This window comes from Flavobacterium sp. (assembly GCF_052437795.1).
Lineage (GTDB): Bacteria > Bacteroidota > Bacteroidia > Flavobacteriales > Flavobacteriaceae > Flavobacterium.
The window spans coordinates 1272427-1290473 of record NZ_JBQVPA010000001.1 but is presented as its reverse complement, the minus strand read 5'-3'; the positions used below and the strand labels follow the sequence as shown (position 1 = coordinate 1290473).

Genomic DNA, 18047 nt, shown 5'->3' with positions numbered 1-18047 from the left:
TGCTTTATGAGAATTATTATCGTTTTCCTGCTTTATAGCCTTGCCGCTTGTGCCCAGCTGCCTTTTGAACCGGACTACATCATGGACTATAAATATGCCGTGAGGACCGGTGCGCTGTACAGTGAGGTGAGCGTAGAGAACGGCAAACCCAGGTATGGCCGTTCTGCCGATAGTCCCGCATCTTTGGCAAAGCTGCTCAATGTGCCTGAAACGTCTATAGTGGAAGTAAATTCGCTTCAGAAAACCACCGAAGCTAAGATGTTGGAGGAGTTGCAGCACATTCAACTGGACTACCCGAGGGTGGAGCGCGCCTCGCAGTACCATATCATGAATTTTTTGCCCAACCGCCTGATGGTAATACGCAATATTTCTACAGCGCACCCGGAATACGCCAATCTGGTGTTCTGCACGCTGGAAGCCCAGACCATCTCGGGGCGTACTTTATTCAATGTTTATAAGGATGGCGGTATTGCCGGGCGCATTTACCCGATGAATGACGGCTACAAGCTCAGGATGTTTTATGGCTATGGAAATGCCCAGCCGGTCGCCGGCCAAATTACCGACGCCGAAGGACTGCGCAAAAAGGTTCGGCTCAACTTCCCCCTTACCGAAATTTTCACCGAAAATAATAAATATGGGCTCAGGTTCCGTGATGGAAAAAAAGCAATCATCCCCGCGGTACACGATTCCATAAGTACTGCAACGGCGTCGATGGTTGCGGTGCATTCGGGGAAAAAGATAACGCTGCTGTACCGTAACGGCGAACCGGGTCCGCAAAATATCCGTGCCCTACAGCAGCAATCCGACTCGTATGCGGGGGTACTGGTGGGCAATGAGGTATTTTACCTTACCCACGAGGGCAACTTGTTGGAGAAACTCCCCGATATGAGGATGGACGGCTGCGGCACTATCCCGCATTACAGCGATACCATCGTAAAGCAGGGCGGCTATTACAAGCACAGGCACACTTACCGATATGGCGAAACGAGGGTTACGGAAACGTTAATTGCCAAAGTATCTGACTTTAAGGAGGTAAAATTGCTTAACGGCAAAACAATTTCATACGGCCTTACAACGGCCTATTACAGTCCGTACAATACCAACCCGAAAGGCTATATCGTAACGCTGAACAGCGGTGCAAAAAGCATTATCGAACTGAAGAAGGACGGCACTTATAAATTATCCCTGGAGCCGGATGACTACATTTTTACGGCAAGGGAATATGAGATGGGTGTGCCGTTGCGATTTAAAAGCGATGGCCTGCACGGTTTTTGGCCGCAGAATGACAGCGCCCGTTATAAGGAGCTTTCGGAATTCGATAAAGGCTTTGCGAGGTATACCTTACCGGATGGGAGCAAAGGCTGGCTGTCGCTGGATGGGGGAGAGTATGGGGATGAGTAGGGATTATGAATTAAGATTTTTTCATAAATACATATTTACTTATTTTTAATATTATTGATATAGTCACGATTACATCTGATGCTGTATATTCTTCATAATCCATTAATCCATGAGCGATTTCATTTCTTAAATTTGAACCACATTTTTCACTCATAACATATTTTATGAAAATCCTATCATCCTCCGAAAATCCACTAGGATTATTGTCGGAATGTGTTAAATCAGCTAATAAATCATCTAGAAGCTTTTCCATGACTACTTCATTACTTCCCTTTAGCCTTGTTTTAAAAGTAGCAATTCCAATCTTTTCACACATATTTCTGATAAGTGTTTCAATTTTTAAAACCAAACTATCTAAAACTGTAACTAAATCAATTTTGTGCGAAGAGTTAGAAAAAAAGGCTGAATGAAGCTCATCAAAAAAGCGTTTCAGACCAGGAGTTATTAAATCTAAAGGCACAATTTGATATAATTCACCGGAGTAATTTCTAACTATAGGTTCATTAAGCCATGAATTTTTTAAATATTGTAACATACTTTCATATGTAATTTTTTTATTTTTATAAGCCTCAAAAAAGAACATATACATACACTGCGTTCCAAATTGATAACTATAACTATAGGACTGCCAAAAGTTAAAAATTTCTTTTTCCTCTTCAGTTTGAAATGTGTCAATTGTATTCCCATATTTGTCAAGTATAATATTCCCAAAAAAAATTGACAGGCCATTTCTTCGCTTCGCCATCTCTGCCTCTTTTTTAATTTCACTAATACTTTTGTACCAAGGGGTATCAATCAAATACTGAATTATTTCACTTTCATTGCTACCTGAAACTATATTTTTTATATTGCCAACTATTCTGTCATTTTCCTCTTTTGAAAAATTTTCCTTTATTAGGTTAAGTCTAAATTTGCCTCGTAATTCAGAATATCTTTTTTCTGTTTCGATTATCAAGTTCGTCTTTTTAATTTTTTGATATATACGAAGTGCCGTTTCACAAAATTTTACTGAAGTAATATTATTATTAAGGTCAGCTTCGTTAGATAATTTTAAATATAATTGTGCTTTTAATGATAAAAACTCGCTATTATCTAAGTTGACTTTTTTTGCTATTTTAATACAGTTATCTATTAAAGAAATTGAATTCCAAGTTCTGCTTACTTCAAACTCTTTAGCCCCCTTTATATTGATTTCAATAATCTTATCATAATTAGCGATTAATTTAAATGATCGAAAATGTTCTATAGTAAAATTTGTAAAATCATTTAATACAGGAAATGATTTCTCAAATTCTGTGTCCCAGTTGATCAGTGAATTATATATTAAATGAATTACTAAATTGAGCTTATCTGAAATCTTACATTTGTAACATATGGCAAACACTTTCTTACTTGTGTCAATGTAATCGAATAGGTATGTGTCCCTTTCATTGGTGTATGATTTTTTTAGATAATATTGACTTAACTCTATTAAGTCGTCGGCTAAAGATTTTTTAAAGTCAATATGTTTGGAATATGTTGTTTTCGCACCCAAATAAATCAATAGGCCAAATTCGGTTTTAGCGAAGAGGTTTTTACATACCTTATATCTTGTTTCAAAGTATTCAAAATCTTTAACTTCTAATTTACTAACATTTGGCCAGTAGTATGGAGATTTACTACCATCATCCAAAGTTTGTACACCAGACATTCTAGAACCAAGGCCATTAATTATTCCTTCCTGTGCATTCTTTTCGTCTTTCACATTTTTTGTAATTGCAAATGCCTCTCTTTCTAATTCTGAAATTCTAAATCTTTCAAAATTTGAAATTTCGTTTAGATTGGATGATATAGCAATTAATTTCGAATTTATTTCTGTAAATGAATGGCAATCATAATCTGATTCATCTAGTTCTTTATAAAATCCGTCAAGAATATCCATTTGTATTAATGTGTTTATAATAGATTACTAAATTATAATTTCTTTATATCTTTAACTCTAAACAGATATAATAAATAATTATGAAACTACTCGCCTTTGCCGGAAGCAGCTCTACAAAATCCATCAACAAGCAACTCGCTACTTATGCCGCAAGCCTGTTCGATGGGGCTGAAACCGAAATACTCGACCTAAACGATTTTGAATTGCCTTTGTACAGTGTAGACAAAGAAAAGAAAATGGGCCAGCCGCCCGTTGCCCGTGTGTTCCTCGACAAGATCGAATGGGCCGACATGCTCGTGATCTCTGTTGCCGAGCACAATGCAGGGATGACCGTGGCCTTTAAAAACATATACGACTGGGCTTCGCGCCAAAAGAAGCTGGTTTTTGATAACAAGCCTGTCCTGTTGCTGTCGACTTCTCCCGGAGGTTATGGTGCCAAAAATGCATTGGAAGCCGCCAAGATCAGCCTGCCGCGCTATGGGGGCGATATCCGTGGGGAGTTCTCCCTGCCCAAGTTCCAGGAAAATTTTGATGTAGAGGCCGGCAAAATATCCAATAAAGAGTATGATGATGCGTTAAGGGATATTATACGCAATTTCGACCATGAACAAAAAGGTTAGGCAGGGACTTAAATTTACGAGCAGGTTTTTGCTCGCCATTGTTGCATTCCTTGCAGTATATGTAGTTGTAATAGTCATCTGTTCGCACATCACCGTAAATGATGAACCGGAAAAAAGCGATGAGGTGACCATATTCATCAATTCCAACGGTGTGCATACCGACATTGTAGTTCCCGTAAAGAACGAGGTAAAAGACTGGAGCAAAGAGATTCTCTATGCCCATACCAAATCGCAGGACAGTATCATGAAGTACGTAGCGTTCGGGTGGGGCGATAAGGGCTTTTACCTCGACACGCCGGAGTGGAGCGACCTCAAGGCAAGTACTGCGGCTAAGGCAGCGTTCTACCTCGGTACATCGGCCATGCACACACGCTATTATTCCGACCTGAAAGAAGATGACAGCTGCATAAAGCTTACAATCAGCAAGAAGGATTACGAAAGCCTGGTAGAGTACATTAACGATAGCTTCCAGTTCGGTGAGGATAAGAAAGTACTTTGGATCGCCAACCACAGCTACGGGCAATACGATGCCTTTTATGAAGGAAAAGGCAAGTACAGCCTGTTCTATACCTGCAATACCTGGGCGAATAATGCATTAAAAGCCGCCAACCAGAAAGCCGCACTGTGGACGGTTTATGAAGGCGGGATATTTACGCATTATCGATAGTAAGTAACAAAGGGACAAAGTTTCAAATTTCAGGTCCTAAAAACTTTGCAACCTTGAAACTTTATAACTTTGCAACTATTTTGGCATCCTTCTTGGATATTGCCAGTCATGAAGACAATTAATCTACTCTTTATCAGTGTCCTTTCGATAGCATTCGCTAATGCACAGGACTATTCAAAAGTCGATGCCAAAGTAAAAGCGTACCCCAAAACGTTCGCCACGACCGACAGGCTGGCTTCGCAAATAGCGGCCGACTTTATCCGTCAGGATGAGCGGGCAAGGGCAGCATACACTTGGATTGCTATGAACATCAGCTATGACAGGTCGCCCAACGCGCCGGGACGTAAACCTATCCATTTTTCGGCAAAGAATGAAGCCGAACGCAAGAAAAAACTGGCCGCTATCGAGAACGACCTGGCTAACAAAACGCTGCTTTCCCGCAAAGGGGTATGCCACGGCTACTCAATGCTTTATAAAGTAGTCGCCGGAAAGTTAGGATTGCAAAGCGAGGTGGTGTATGGCACGGCAAAGTCGGTACCTTCGGATATTGGCAAAGCGCCTTCAAAAGGCAACCACGCGTGGAATGTGGTGCAGGCCAACGGGCAGTGGAAGCTGATAGATGTGACCTGGGGATCGGGTGGCATTTCGGGTGACCTTGGGTACGATGATAACTATTTTTTTACCACCCCGCAACAGTTTTTCCTGAACCATTTCCCCGACGATAAAAAGTGGCTGCTCACAGGCAAAAGCGAGTCGGAGTTTGCTGCGTTACCTCTGCATTACGATCTTGATTACGAGATCATCAGCCCGTCAGCAGGCATAATAAAATCTACCGGTTCGAAGTTAGTACAGTTTAAGATACGCGGCCTGAAGGCAGGCGACGATGTGTTGTACCAATATACATCGGGCGCATTTTCCCGTAAAGTGACCCCAAAAATAACCAATGGGGTAGGAGAGTTTACGATCGTTTTAGATAAGTCGGCGGCGGGTACGCTTACGATATTTGCCAACCGCAAATCGGTCGCGGCATATAAAATTAATTGATACTTATTTAACCAAATAGATACATAGCTCTTGACTGTCAATAACAAAGCTTGATGGAGTCAAACATAAGAAGTTTTGCTTCATCTATGTGTAGATATGTCTCCTTCAATTGTAGAAGGTTTCTATGAGATTTATGTATCTATGTGGTTAAGTGAATTTTAAATGGTAATGACACTGGCATTCTTTTTGGATAAATGACACACATGAAAAAAATACACAACCTATTCACAATATTCCTTTTGTTGGCAACCGGCGTACTATTTGCTCAGGATTTTGCAAAAGTTGATGCCACTGTAAAAGGCTACCCCGACTTTGCAGACACTGATAAATTTGCCGCAAAAGTGAATACCGACTTCAAGCGCGAGGATGAAAAGGCACGTGCGATATTCACATGGATCGCTACCCATATAAAATACGACCTGGCGGCCTTTGACGTTAACGAGCGCCCTGTGGCCTATTCGTTCAAGACACAGGCGGAAAAGGAAGCCAAGGAAAAGAAATTCAAGGAGGACCTAGCCCAAAAGACCCTTAAAACAAAAAAAGGCGTTTGCCAGGGCTATGCAACATTATTCCTCATCGTTGCCGAAAAAGCGGGGCTGGAACCGGTGATCATCACGGGTACGTCAAAGTCGCATCCCGCGCACATTGGTGCCGCTCCCGGTGCCAGTGACCATGCGTGGAATGCTGTAAAAATTGGTGGGGAGTGGAAGCTGCTCGATACCACATGGGCGGCCGGAACGGTAACGGGCGAAAAGCCGCAGTTTGGTTTCCGCTTCAACGACAAATACTTTTTTACCGACCCGGAGGTATTCTTCCTGAACCATTTCCCGGATGATAAAAAATGGCTGCTGACCACAAAAACGGAAAAGGACTTTGCCGAACTGCCTTTGTACTACGGCAACTACCTTATGGGTGGCTATGAGTTCGTAACCCCTGATGGCGGTACGTTCACCAACCAGTCGTCGGCCTACATCCCTTTCAAAATAAAGAATTTACAGCCTGGTGACAAGGTGCATTATGCCTTTAGTAAAGAAAAAGTTTTCAAGGATGCGAAGCCTGTTACTACAGGAAGTGTATCTGAATTCAGTATACCTTTAGACCGTAATTCCAACGGCGTGCTGACGATATACATCAACCAGAAATCGGTGGCGGCGTATAGGATCAGGTAATCCGGATCCTGTCATTTAGCTTCGCTGAACCACTTCGTTAGGTTTCGACCGTAGCGCAGCGGAGTGGAGAAATATCAAGGAATTACGGAAAATATCTTGAGATTTCTCTAATGCATCCGTCATCGCGATGAGGCACGACGAAGCGATCTTTCTAAATACCAAACTTTGTGCAACGGAGTAAGGATTGCCGTGCTCCGTTCCTTCGCTCGCAATGACAGTGTGGCTGTAAATGAGCCTGCTAAATTTAGCCTTCAATTGTTAAGACCCTTTTAATAAGTTTCTGCCTGCCTGCTTTCATTTTTTGTGCATTTGCGCTATATTAGCACAAAATCCATAAAATTTTATGCTGGAGCAGGATCAGTACACTGAAGACAATATCCGTTCACTCGACTGGAAGGAGCACATCCGGATGCGTCCGGGTATGTACATAGGTAAGCTGGGCGACGGCTCATCTCCGGACGACGGCATCTACATACTTATAAAAGAGGTTATTGACAACTCCATCGATGAATTCGTGATGGGCACGGGCAAAACCATAGAGGTAACGCTGAAGGACAAGACCGTAAGCGTGCGCGACTTTGGCCGGGGCATTCCGCTGGGCAAGGTTGTGGATGTAGTGTCGAAAATGAACACAGGCGGCAAGTACGATTCCAAAGCTTTTAAGAAATCGGTAGGTTTGAACGGTGTAGGTACCAAGGCAGTGAATGCGTTATCAAATTACTTCCGTGTGGAGTCGGTGCGCGATGGCATCATTAAGGCTGCCGAGTTCTCTGCCGGAGAACTGACCAGCGAGGAAGACCAGGCAGAAACCACTAAGCGCAAGGGCACGAAAGTGACCTTTACAGCTGACGAAACCATCTTTAAAAATTACAAGTACCGTAACGAGTACATCATCAAGATGCTCAAAAATTATTGTTACCTCAATACGGGGCTGACGATAATTTACAATGGTGAAAAATACTTTAGCGAGAACGGGCTTAAGGACCTTTTGGGCGAGACCATTGCCGAAGATGACCGCATTTATGACATCATCCACCTGAAGGACGACGACATAGAGATCGCCATGACGCATAGCAAGACCCAGTACAGCGAGGAATATTACTCGTTCGTGAATGGGCAGAACACTACGCAGGGCGGTACGCATTTAGGTGCTTTCCGTGAGGCCATTGTGCGGACGATAAAGGAATTTTACAATAAGAATTTTGAGGCTTCGGACATCCGTAAATCCATCGTGAGCGCGATCAGCGTAAAGGTGGAGGAGCCGGTATTCGAATCGCAGACAAAGACCAAGCTGGGGTCGACTGACATGGGGCCTAACGCGCCGTCGGTACGTACATTTGTGAATGACTTCATAAAGACCAAACTAGACAATTTCCTGCACCGCAACCCCGAAACGGCAGACGCGCTGCTAAAGAAAATACTACAGGCTGAGCGTGAGCGCAAGGAGCTTTCGGGCATCCGCAAGCTCGCAAGGGACAGGGCCAAGAAAGCCTCGTTGCACAACAAAAAGCTTCGGGATTGCCGCGTTCACCTTACCGATGCCAAGAACCCGCGAAGCCTCGAGAGTACGCTTTTCATTACAGAGGGTGACTCGGCTTCGGGTTCGATAACAAAGTCGAGGGACGTGAATACCCAGGCGGTGTTCAGCCTTCGGGGTAAGCCGCTGAACTCGTATGGCATGAGCAAAAAAATTGTTTATGAGAACGAGGAATTCAACCTTCTGCAGGCCGCACTGGACATTGAGGAGGAAATGGAGAACCTGCGCTACAACAACATCGTGATCGCTACGGATGCCGACGTTGACGGCATGCACATCCGCCTGCTGCTCATCACGTTCTTTCTGCAGTTCTTCCCTGAGCTCATCAAGGAGAATCACCTGTACATCCTGCAAACCCCGCTGTTTCGTGTGCGTAACAAAAAAGAAACCATATATTGCTACAGCGAGGAGGAGCGCCGCAATGCCATCCAAAAGCTCTCGGGCAAGCCGGAGATTACGCGATTTAAGGGACTGGGTGAGATATCGCCGGACGAGTTCAAGCACTTCATAGGCCAGGAGATACGCCTTGATCCGGTACAGCTGGACAGTGCGACCTCCATACAAAACCTGCTCGAATTTTACATGGGCAAGAACACCCCAGACAGGCAGCAGTTTATTATTAATAACCTGAAAGTAGAGCTGGATGCGGTGGAGTAGTTTTTTAATAATTGTTGCCGCAGTATTTTCATTATTCAGCTGTAAAAACGCTGAAGAGAAAGCTGTTGTCCAAAAAGAAGTAAAGCTCCCCAAAATGGAAGAGACTTTTCCTTTTGCGGAAACGGAGAAGATAGAGCTTTTATCTTATGAAAACAGGAATGATTGGGATACTATAAGGAGATATTCGAATAGGATTGTTGAGGATAAGAAGCTTTTATTTGATACAACTCATGTGAAGGAAAGAGTTGTGTTGAATGAAAAGTTGACAAAGGATTTGTTCAAAGCTTTTTTTACACCAACTCCGAACTCTGAAAGTGCAGCTTGTTTCGACCCTCGTCATGCTGTTGTTTTCTATAACACGAATTCGGAAATAATTTATGCTTACGAAATTTGTTTCGGTTGTGCGGTAGGCCAGGCATCAAATAATGACTTTAAATACACCATGACAAGTGTTGGAACATTATATCCGGTTTTCAAAAGTGCCGGAATAAAATATTTTTGAGAATAAATGAACGAAGACGAAGAAAATATAAACTCCTTTGAAGGGGAGCATTTTTACGAGAGGGACGGAAACGCCGATCCACAGGATACCATTACCAAGGTAACCGGCATGTACAAGGACTGGTTCCTGGACTATGCGTCATACGTTATCCTGGAGCGTGCCGTTCCCGCCATTGAGGACGGATTCAAACCCGTACAGCGCCGCATCATGCACTCCCTGCGCGAGCTGGACGATGGCCGCTACAACAAAGTGGCCAACGTGGTAGGGCATACAATGCAGTACCACCCGCACGGCGATGCGAGCATTGGCGACGCTATGGTTCAGATAGGCCAGAAGGAACTCCTTATCGACACACAGGGTAACTGGGGAAACATCCTTACCGGCGATGGCGCGGCCGCTTCGCGTTACATCGAGGCACGGCTGTCTAAGTTTGCCTTAGAAGTACTGTACAGCCCAAAGATCACGCCGTGGCAGCTATCCTACGATGGCCGCCGCAATGAGCCCATTAACCTTCCGGTAAAGTTCCCATTGCTGTTGGCACAGGGCGCGGAGGGTATTGCTGTAGGTCTTTCCACGAAAGTACTGCCGCACAACTTCAACGAGCTTATTGATGCTTCGATAAAGATACTTAAAGGAAAACCGTTCACGCTGTACCCTGATTTCCCCACTGCCGGTATTGCCGACGTTTCCAACTATAACGACGGGATGCGCGGAGGCCGTGTTCGTGTGCGTGCTAAGATCTCGCAATTGGACAAGAGCACGTTGGTAATTACCCAGATACCATTCAGCACCAATACAGGATCGCTTATCGAGAGTATTCTGAAAGCCAATGAAAAGGGCAAGATAAAAGTTAAGAAAATTGAGGACAACACCGCCGCTGATGTGGAAATACTTATCCACCTGCCGCCGGGTGTATCGCCCGATAAGACCATCGATGCATTGTTCGCCTTTACAGCTTGCGAAACCTCGGTAGCGCCATTAGGCTGCGTAATTGAAGACCATAAGCCGCGATTTGTTGGAGTAAGCGACATGCTTAAGATCTCCACAGACCGCACCGTAGAATTGTTGAGGAGCGAATTGGAGATCGAACTTCAGGAACTTGAGGAATCATGGCATTTCCAGTCACTTGAGCGTATTTTCATTGAGAACAGGATCTACCGCCTCATTGAAGAGGAAGAGACCTGGGAGGGTGTGATCAAGGCCATTGACGAAGGATTGAAGCCATTCACAAAACATCTTAAGCGCGCCGTAACCGAGGATGATATCGTACGCCTTACGGAGATCCGTATCAAGCGCATTTCCAAATTTGACATTGATAAGGCCCAGCAGAAGATAGAATCACTGGAAGGCGAGATCGAGCAGGTAAAGCACCATTTGGCACACATCATCGATTTTGCCATTGCTTTTTTCCAAAGACTAAAAGACGTATATGGAAAAGGCCGCGAGCGAAAAACAGAACTCCGCAGCTTTGATAATATTGAAGCTACTAAAGTGGTACTGCGCAATACTAAGCTTTACGTAAACCGTGAGGAAGGCTTTGTAGGTACAGGCTTAAAGAAAGATGAATATGTAGCCGACTGTTCAGATATTGATGATGTGATCGTATTCCTTCGGGACGGCAGCATGGTCATTACGAAAGTGGATGTTAAGACCTTTGTAGGCAAGGACATCATACATGTAGCAGTATTCGATAAGAATGATAAGCGCACTATTTACAACATGATATACCGCGACGGTAAGTCGGGGCCATCGTATATAAAAAGGTTCAACGTATCGGGCGTTACCCGTGATAAGCCATACGACCTTACCGCCGGGACAAAAGACTCGATGGTTCTTTATTTTTCAGATAACCCTAATGGCGAGGCCGAAGTAATTACGGTATTGTTACGCCAGGTGGGCAGTGTGAAAAAGCTGAAATTTGACCTTGATTTCGCAACCATGGCAATTAAGGGCCGTGCATCAAAAGGAAACCTGGTAACCAAATACCCGATAAAGAAGATCGAGCTTAAGGAGAAAGGTATCTCGACCCTCAAACCGCGCAGGATATGGTTCGACGATACCGTACACCGCCTCAATGTAGATGGCAGGGGTGAGCTGCTGGGAGAGTTCCGCCCGAATGACAGGCTGCTCATCATCAACCAGTCGGGCAAGGTAAAAACCATTATCCCGGAACTGACCACACACTTTGACCACGGCATGATCGTGCTCGAAAAGTGGAACCCAAAAAAGCCGGTTTCCGCCATTTATTTCGACGGCGAAAAAGAGCGCTACTATGTAAAGCGTTTCCTTGTGGAGAACGAAAATAAGGAAGAAACATTTATAACCGAACACGAGAAATCACAACTTGAGATCGTCTCTACTGACTATCGACCTGTAGCCGAAGTAATTTTTGCTAAGGTAAAAGGTGTACAGAAGGAGACCCTTACTGTTGACCTGGAGAATTTCATTGCCGTAAAAGGCATTAAGGCATTGGGCAACCAGCTTACCGCCGACAAGGTGAAGCAGATAAGCCTGCTGGAACCATTGCCGTATGAAGAGCCGGTTGAGGAAACCCCGGAACCGGAAGTGAAGGAGGGGCTTGACATTACGGATGAAAATACCACCATCACACTTGAAGATGACGGACAGATAACATTATCACTGGAATAATAATGGGCTGTTATAACCGCTTTGTCATTTCGAGCGAAACGCAGTGGAGTCGAGAAATGACAAAGCGGTCAATGACAGACCGTTTTTTTTATTCATCCGTTAGCGTTTTCATGAATGCCACGATGTCATCCATTTCCTGTTGTGTAAGGCTTAGCTTATCAAAAGGCAATGTCTGGTTATCTACAGGCAATCCCAACCCGGCACCACCACCTTTATTATAAAAATCGACCACTTCTTCAAGTGTATCGTATACACCATTATGCATGTAGGGCGCTGTTTTCGCGACATTTCGCAGTCCCGGTGTTTTGTAGGCATTCTTCAGTTGGGGCATTTTGTTGTAAATATAGCGCCCGGTATCATCGCTTAATTTTGTCCCTTTGGTATCGGCAGGTGTGCCTACTACTTCATGCTCCGTTTTGCTGAAGGATGGCGGTACCGTCCCGTTGAATATCGGAGTGAAATGACAGGTAGCGCATTTGGCCTTGCCCATGAAAAGGTTCATTCCGTTTATCTCATTCGCAGTAAGCGCCTTTACATCCCCACGCATGTACTTGTCAAAACGGGAATTGAACTTGTTGAGGGTTCGGATGTAGCTCGCAATGGCGTTCTGTATCTGCCATTCCCTGGCGTCTCCCTTACCAAAGGCTGAAACGAATAATTTTTTATACTCTTCACTGCCGGCTACTTTCTTGGCAATATTGGCCATTGAGCCGTGCATTTCATCGGCATTGCTGACAACATCCATGCTCTGTTTTTCCAGGTCGGGCTGGCGCAGGTCCCAAAATTGCCCGTGCTGCAATGAGGCATAGGTAAGTGTAGGGGTATTGCGCCTCAGGCTGCTTCCGGAAAGGCTGGTGCTGGTTTTGATGCCGTCGGTAAAGGCTTTTTCAGGACTGTGGCATGAGGCGCAGCTACGGGTATTGTCACCGGAAAGCATGGTGTCGTAAAACAGCTTTTCGCCCAAAGCGGCCTTTTCTTTTGAGAATTCATATTCCGGTGAAGGAATGAACGCATCTACATCAAAGGCATTTTCGTCGAACAGTGTCACGGCATTTGCCCTGAGCGCGTTAGTGCGGTTCACATACGGAATGTTGGCAGCCTTTTGCAATTCCGAAAGCTTTTTGGAAATGGGGTTTAGGTACTCTAAAATGAAAACCGCGCGATCGAACGTGTTGAAGTCGTTGTTGACCGCACAGTACTTCGCGGCTTTTTTGGCAAGTGCAGCGATCTGATCCTTAATGGGATCGGTAGTAGTGCCGGTTCCGATCATCCCTACCAGTTGCGGGAGGTATTCGAGTGAGGCCTTTGCTTCGGGTACCGAGGCCAACGCTACAGGCGAGTCGAACCCGGTAATGCCCAGTGTAATGATGCGGTATACCTGTAGCTTGGCGGCATCCATTACATAGTCGTTGCTCATGGTCACGGCATCGAGGTGCTTTTGGCAGATCATGATGTTGGATGCCAGCGTATTGATCTCCCGTACAAGTTCGCCCCTTGTTTTTGGGTCGAATTCAGGGAAAAGCAGTTCCTCGATCACCTGGAAGCCATGGGGCGGGAATTCCCTGTTCTCCTCCAGTTCCAGCTCGTCGAGAGCCGGGCCATTGATAAAGCGCGCCACATCGGGGATAAAGTATTCTATTGCCCATTCCGATCTTTTGTATAGCACACGGCATTGCATGAATTTGGCTTGTAATGCTTTAGTATCGTTTGACTTATTTGCCAATTCTGAAAACTGCTTCGTAGCCGTTAAAAGGCTGTCTGCCTCCGCCAGTACCGTACTTTTTACAGAAACAGTATATCGGTTTTCCTTCTGACAGCTTGTGAGCGCTAAAAAGGTTACTATCAGGGATAAAAAATATCTCATATACATAATAATAAAAAGCAACCCTTTTGTGAAAAAGGGTTGCGGTATCATGAAAATAATTGGTTGGTTTATTGCTCTACGTTCCTGATGATCACCACCTGGCCGCCTTCTTTATTAGTGCTGTTACCACTACCGTCAGCATTCCTGAAAGCATCTTTTTGCCAAGTGTGCGGGTGGATGTTCACTGCAAATGTGCCGGGAACGCCTATCAGGTCAGATATGTCGTTCATCGCTCCGAATTCCCAGCATCCAAGGCGTGTTTCGCCTGTTTGGTTATACGCCGCTACCCATGTTGGGTCATTCCTTTTATGGTTCATATTAAGCCACGGCTTGTTCACTTTTGTGCGAATGTTGTATTGCCATATATACGAGTCGTGCTGTGCGGCAGTGTAGTAACTGTCGCCATCTTCCTGGATGTATACGAAGTTCTCGGTAACGCAAAGGTTATCCGGGTTGATGATTCCTGTACCCGGAGTAGAATCGCCTTCCACAACTACCTCAAGCTTCCCTTTCAGCGGGTCGTTGGCATCCATGGTCAGGTGGTACACACGGCCCCACATGGTGTATCCCTCAACCGGCTGGTTGGACGAAGCCTGTCCTGTAGCCGTGAAGTAGATCTCCCTATTGTTGGCTTTACTGCCTTTGCCGTAGTCAACGTCCTCAACCCTCGAGAAACGGATGGCGCCAAGGCCATTCACGGTAGTGTTGATAACAGCGCCGGTAAGGTTTTTAGCATTTGGTATCTCTACAAAGTTCACGTCATACGATGAGCCTTTTTGCATGGTCATCTCCACCTGGTTGCCATCATTCCTTTTCAGGGCATACAATTTACCGTTTTGCAGGTCGCCAAGGGTGTTGCTCATGTACATGATCAGCTGCCCGGCACTGGCGTGCGATGATCCGTACGACTGGTCTTCGCCTATGAATATTATCGTTTTTCCGGAGTAAACGCCTTTGGGAAGCGGTACCGCATTTTCCATGCTCGCTTTACCCAATGCAGGTAGCACCCTGTCTGTCCTTCCGGCCTCCCCAACGCTTCCCATTGGGTCAATGCCATGTACCATGCTCTCTTCGCCGCTTTCGCCCGCAGTAAGGAAAACCGGCCCAAATCCATGGATGCCGGGAGTGGCAAGCGTAGCAGAACATAGCCTTGTCATTCCGCCAAGGCTGTTCACGATATACTCACCTTTTACCGGTTTGAACGTTTTGTCAAGGAATACCCTTGATACCGACTGTGATATCTCATGGTTATTGATCATGATGTAACCATCGCTGTTCGGGTCTTTCATGAAGCCCGCACCATCAGGCTGGCCGGCGAATACGAATGATGGGGATTGCGAAAGCACGTCACTTGAGCTGATAAGGCTGCTGATCTCCATATCTTCAAAACCAGGCATAGGAAACACGAACGCAGGTACTGATGAATGGTTGGAGAAGTCAATGTCCTTGTTCACCGACTTTGAGTTGCTGTCATCCTCGTTGCAGGATACGAGCGCAGCGCACACCGCCCCAAGCAGCGTGAATTTGTTGAATTGTGTCATGTTGAAGTAGTTTTTGTTTGTAGCAAAAGTACCCTTCAACAGTTAAGTTGTCCTTAGGCAAAATGATCCTGCCGTTTAATTTTAAGTCATCAAAAGGTTAGGAGTGTAAAATAAAGTTCTCTAAAATTTAAACGTAAGATGAACTTTTTTTCAGCTCTTTTCGGATCGACAGATCATAGTGCTGGCTTTCAGAGACCGTATAAAAAAAGACATTAAGCGGCCTTGTTTTTCCTCATTTTCATGTTCAGCATCTCTACGCCCAGCGAAAATGCAATGGCAAAATACAGATAGCCTTTCGGTACTGCGCCTACTTTTTGCCCCGCCAGCTCCGCGTCCGACAGGTGCATGCTTTCGGTGATCAGCATGAAGCCGATAAGTATCAGGAATGCCAGCCCGAGTATCTGTATGGATGGATTAGCGTTTACAAAATTGCCAACAGGAACAGCGAACAGCATCATTACTACTACGGATATGATCACGGCTGTTATCATGATGTACAAAGCACCTTCAAGCCCGTTGGTCATGCCTACAGCGGTAAGGATGGAATCGACAGAAAATATGAGGTCGATGAGGAGTATCTGCATGATGATGTTGCTGAACGATCTTGCAGCCTTGCCACTAAGCTTTTGTTCTTTCTCGCCTTTGTGGTCAACCTTTTCATGTATCTCCCGGGTGCTTTTATAAATGAGGAATAACCCGCCTGCCAGCAGTATCAATGCCTGCCCGCTAAAGTCGGCGCTGAACCAGCCCCAGTCAAAACCAAATACCGGCTCCTTCATTGCGATGAGCAGCGATATGCCGAACAACAGCGCGATACGCATGAACATGGCAATGAACAGTCCGATCCGCGTCGCCCTTTTACGGTCTTTCACGGGCAGCTTTCCGGTAACTATAGAAATGAATATAATGTTGTCGATCCCCAGTACGATCTCAAGGAAAGTAAGGGTAAGCAGCGATATCCACGTATCGGGATCGGAGAGGAATTCCATTTCAGGTGATTTAGCACCTAAATTATCGAAAAAACTTCAAACCGTTATTAGTTTTAGCTATTTGTAAGGAAATAATGCTATAATTATCTGATCCTTGTAACCGTGCCTTTCTGCTTGTTGGCATCGCCCACAAGGGAGAATTCAAAAGAATACGAATCTTCCGTTGTCGAAAGTATCTTTATCTGTACTGCCTTTTCCTCCTGCATATTCTTAGGGTTTACTTTACGCCCTATGTATTCGCAGTCGTTCACCCAACGAATGGAAGTAGAATCAACCTTGCCATTGATGGTCTCAATTTCAAGGGTCTCTGTACGCTCAAATTCAGAAACATGCTTTTTGCCGTCTACCTCAAATTCCGCACGGAACTTTCCGGTTTTAAACCCCGCACAATTGCGTTCCTGCTCGTAGCATCCGGTCAATGCAAAACCTGCCAAAAGGATGTAAATACTATTTTTCATTGTCAAAAAGGCTTTTCATTATCGTACGCAATCCCTGTATCATCAGCAATATGGCTATGATGCAAAAAGCAATGCCAATGCCCAGCACCATCTTGAAGAACGGGTGTTCCTTATTCATGAACGCATTGTGTATGACGACGGGCCCCATAAACAGCAACGGAAGCGCACCGCTAAGGTAACGCAACCCCCTCATGAGTGTTTTCTTATCGGTTGGCATAGGCTTCTATGGCTTTTCTTACGTTTTGATGTTCATCGAGTAGTGCGGCTGCTTCGTCCTGCGGTATGCCAAGCTCTTCCACTATCATTTGCACGCCGCGGCCTACCAGCTTGTGGTTGCTTAGCTGCATGTCGACCATCTTGTTCCCCTTAACATGGCCCAACTGTATCATGGTAGCGGTAGACAGCATGTTGAGCACAAATTTTTGTGCTGTACCGGCTTTCATGCGCGAACTTCCTGTTACGAATTCAGGCCCTACTACGACTTCTACAGGATAATTGGCTACTGCCCCCAACGGGCTTCCGGCATTGCAGGTAATGCAACCCGTAGGAATGTTATTTAGGTTACATTTTTCCAGTGCGGCGATGACATAAGGCGTTGTGCCCGATGCCGCGATGCCTATCACTATATCATTCTCGTTGATGTTCCAAACCTGAAGGTCGGCCCAGCCCTGCTCATCATCATCCTCGGCAAATTCAACTGCTTTACGTATGGCACTGTCACCACCGGCAATGAGACCGATAACGAGGTCGAACTGCACACCAAATGTAGGCGGGCATTCTGACGCGTCTACAATGCCCAGCCTTCCGCTGGTACCTGCGCCCAGGTAAAATAATCGTCCGCCGGCATTTAGTTGCTCTACGGTTCTCGTTACCAGTTTTTCTATTTGCGGAAGTGCCTTTTCCACAGCAAGCGGAACGGTCTTGTCTTCATTGTTAATGTTGGCAAGCAACTCATTTACGGACATTTTTTCAAGATGCTCGTAGTTAGAAGATTGTTCAGTTGTGCGTGTAAACGACATAGGTTTTTG

General features: G+C 45.2%; 15 protein-coding genes. 8 read left to right on the top strand and 7 right to left on the bottom strand.

Annotated features, from left to right (window positions below; translation table 11 throughout):
* Nucleotides 1-6 precede the first annotated feature (6 nt).
* Complete coding sequence (locus ACT6R0_RS06255) at nucleotides 7-1401, top strand: hypothetical protein (protein WP_444652227.1); 1395 nt, start codon at nucleotides 7-9, stop codon at nucleotides 1399-1401.
* A gap of 10 nt (nucleotides 1402-1411) precedes the next feature.
* On the opposite strand, the gene ACT6R0_RS06250 is transcribed toward ACT6R0_RS06255, so the two are convergent.
* Nucleotides 1412-3322: a DUF4209 domain-containing protein gene (locus tag ACT6R0_RS06250; RefSeq protein WP_444652226.1), complete on the bottom strand. Its 1911-nt coding sequence runs from the start codon at nucleotides 3320-3322 to the stop codon at nucleotides 1412-1414.
* Nucleotides 3323-3402: 80 nt separating this feature from the next.
* Here ACT6R0_RS06250 and ACT6R0_RS06245 point away from each other — a divergent pair, with 80 nt between their 5' ends.
* The 7 genes from ACT6R0_RS06245 to ACT6R0_RS06215 all read left to right on the top strand — a co-directional run bounded on the left by ACT6R0_RS06245 (nucleotide 3403) and on the right by ACT6R0_RS06215 (nucleotide 12167).
* Nucleotides 3403-3942, top strand: coding sequence for an NADPH-dependent FMN reductase (locus tag ACT6R0_RS06245; RefSeq protein ID WP_444652225.1), 540 nt, complete (start codon nucleotides 3403-3405; stop codon nucleotides 3940-3942).
* Entirely contained in the window at nucleotides 3926-4609 is a 684-nt protein-coding gene (locus ACT6R0_RS06240) for a TIGR02117 family protein (RefSeq protein ID WP_444652224.1), read from the top strand. Before ACT6R0_RS06245 ends, ACT6R0_RS06240 begins: the two co-directional genes overlap by 17 nt.
* A 108-nt stretch (nucleotides 4610-4717) precedes the next feature.
* A complete protein-coding gene (locus ACT6R0_RS06235; protein ID WP_444652223.1) occupies nucleotides 4718-5653 on the top strand; it encodes a transglutaminase domain-containing protein in 936 nt (311 codons plus the stop codon).
* Between the two features lie 203 nt (nucleotides 5654-5856).
* Nucleotides 5857-6822: a transglutaminase domain-containing protein gene (locus tag ACT6R0_RS06230; RefSeq protein WP_444652222.1), complete on the top strand. Its 966-nt coding sequence runs from the start codon at nucleotides 5857-5859 to the stop codon at nucleotides 6820-6822.
* A 343-nt stretch (nucleotides 6823-7165) separates the two neighbouring features.
* Nucleotides 7166-9016: a DNA topoisomerase IV subunit B gene (locus tag ACT6R0_RS06225; RefSeq protein WP_444652221.1), complete on the top strand. Its 1851-nt coding sequence runs from the start codon at nucleotides 7166-7168 to the stop codon at nucleotides 9014-9016.
* Nucleotides 9003-9518 (top strand): hypothetical protein, encoded by a 516-nt coding sequence (locus tag ACT6R0_RS06220; RefSeq protein WP_444652220.1) that lies wholly within the window; start codon nucleotides 9003-9005, stop codon nucleotides 9516-9518. The genes ACT6R0_RS06225 and ACT6R0_RS06220 overlap by 14 nt, the downstream gene beginning before the upstream one ends.
* Before the next feature lie 6 nt (nucleotides 9519-9524).
* Nucleotides 9525-12167 carry a DNA gyrase/topoisomerase IV subunit A gene (locus ACT6R0_RS06215; RefSeq protein WP_444652219.1) on the top strand — a complete coding sequence of 881 codons (2643 nt, stop codon included), beginning with the start codon at nucleotides 9525-9527 and terminating at the stop codon, nucleotides 12165-12167.
* 88 nt (nucleotides 12168-12255) lie between these two features.
* Here ACT6R0_RS06215 and ACT6R0_RS06210 read toward each other — a convergent pair whose 3' ends face one another.
* From ACT6R0_RS06210 to murQ, 6 genes are all read right to left on the bottom strand, one after another.
* Complete coding sequence (locus tag ACT6R0_RS06210) at nucleotides 12256-14031, bottom strand: cytochrome c peroxidase (RefSeq protein WP_444652218.1); 1776 nt, start codon at nucleotides 14029-14031, stop codon at nucleotides 12256-12258.
* A 68-nt stretch (nucleotides 14032-14099) separates the two neighbouring features.
* Nucleotides 14100-15572 carry a hypothetical protein gene (locus tag ACT6R0_RS06205; RefSeq protein ID WP_444652217.1) on the bottom strand — a complete coding sequence of 491 codons (1473 nt, stop codon included), beginning with the start codon at nucleotides 15570-15572 and terminating at the stop codon, nucleotides 14100-14102.
* 212 nt (nucleotides 15573-15784) lie between these two features.
* Nucleotides 15785-16561, bottom strand: coding sequence for a TerC family protein (locus ACT6R0_RS06200; protein WP_444652216.1), 777 nt, complete (start codon nucleotides 16559-16561; stop codon nucleotides 15785-15787).
* A gap of 83 nt (nucleotides 16562-16644) precedes the next feature.
* Complete coding sequence (locus ACT6R0_RS06195) at nucleotides 16645-17019, bottom strand: DNA topoisomerase IV (protein WP_444652215.1); 375 nt, start codon at nucleotides 17017-17019, stop codon at nucleotides 16645-16647.
* Nucleotides 17009-17236: a DUF6095 family protein gene (locus ACT6R0_RS06190; protein WP_444652214.1), complete on the bottom strand. Its 228-nt coding sequence runs from the start codon at nucleotides 17234-17236 to the stop codon at nucleotides 17009-17011. Before ACT6R0_RS06190 ends, ACT6R0_RS06195 begins: the two co-directional genes overlap by 11 nt.
* Nucleotides 17223-18038: an N-acetylmuramic acid 6-phosphate etherase gene (murQ, locus tag ACT6R0_RS06185; protein ID WP_444652213.1), complete on the bottom strand. Its 816-nt coding sequence runs from the start codon at nucleotides 18036-18038 to the stop codon at nucleotides 17223-17225. Before murQ ends, ACT6R0_RS06190 begins: the two co-directional genes overlap by 14 nt.
* Between the last annotated feature and the right edge of the window lie 9 nt (nucleotides 18039-18047).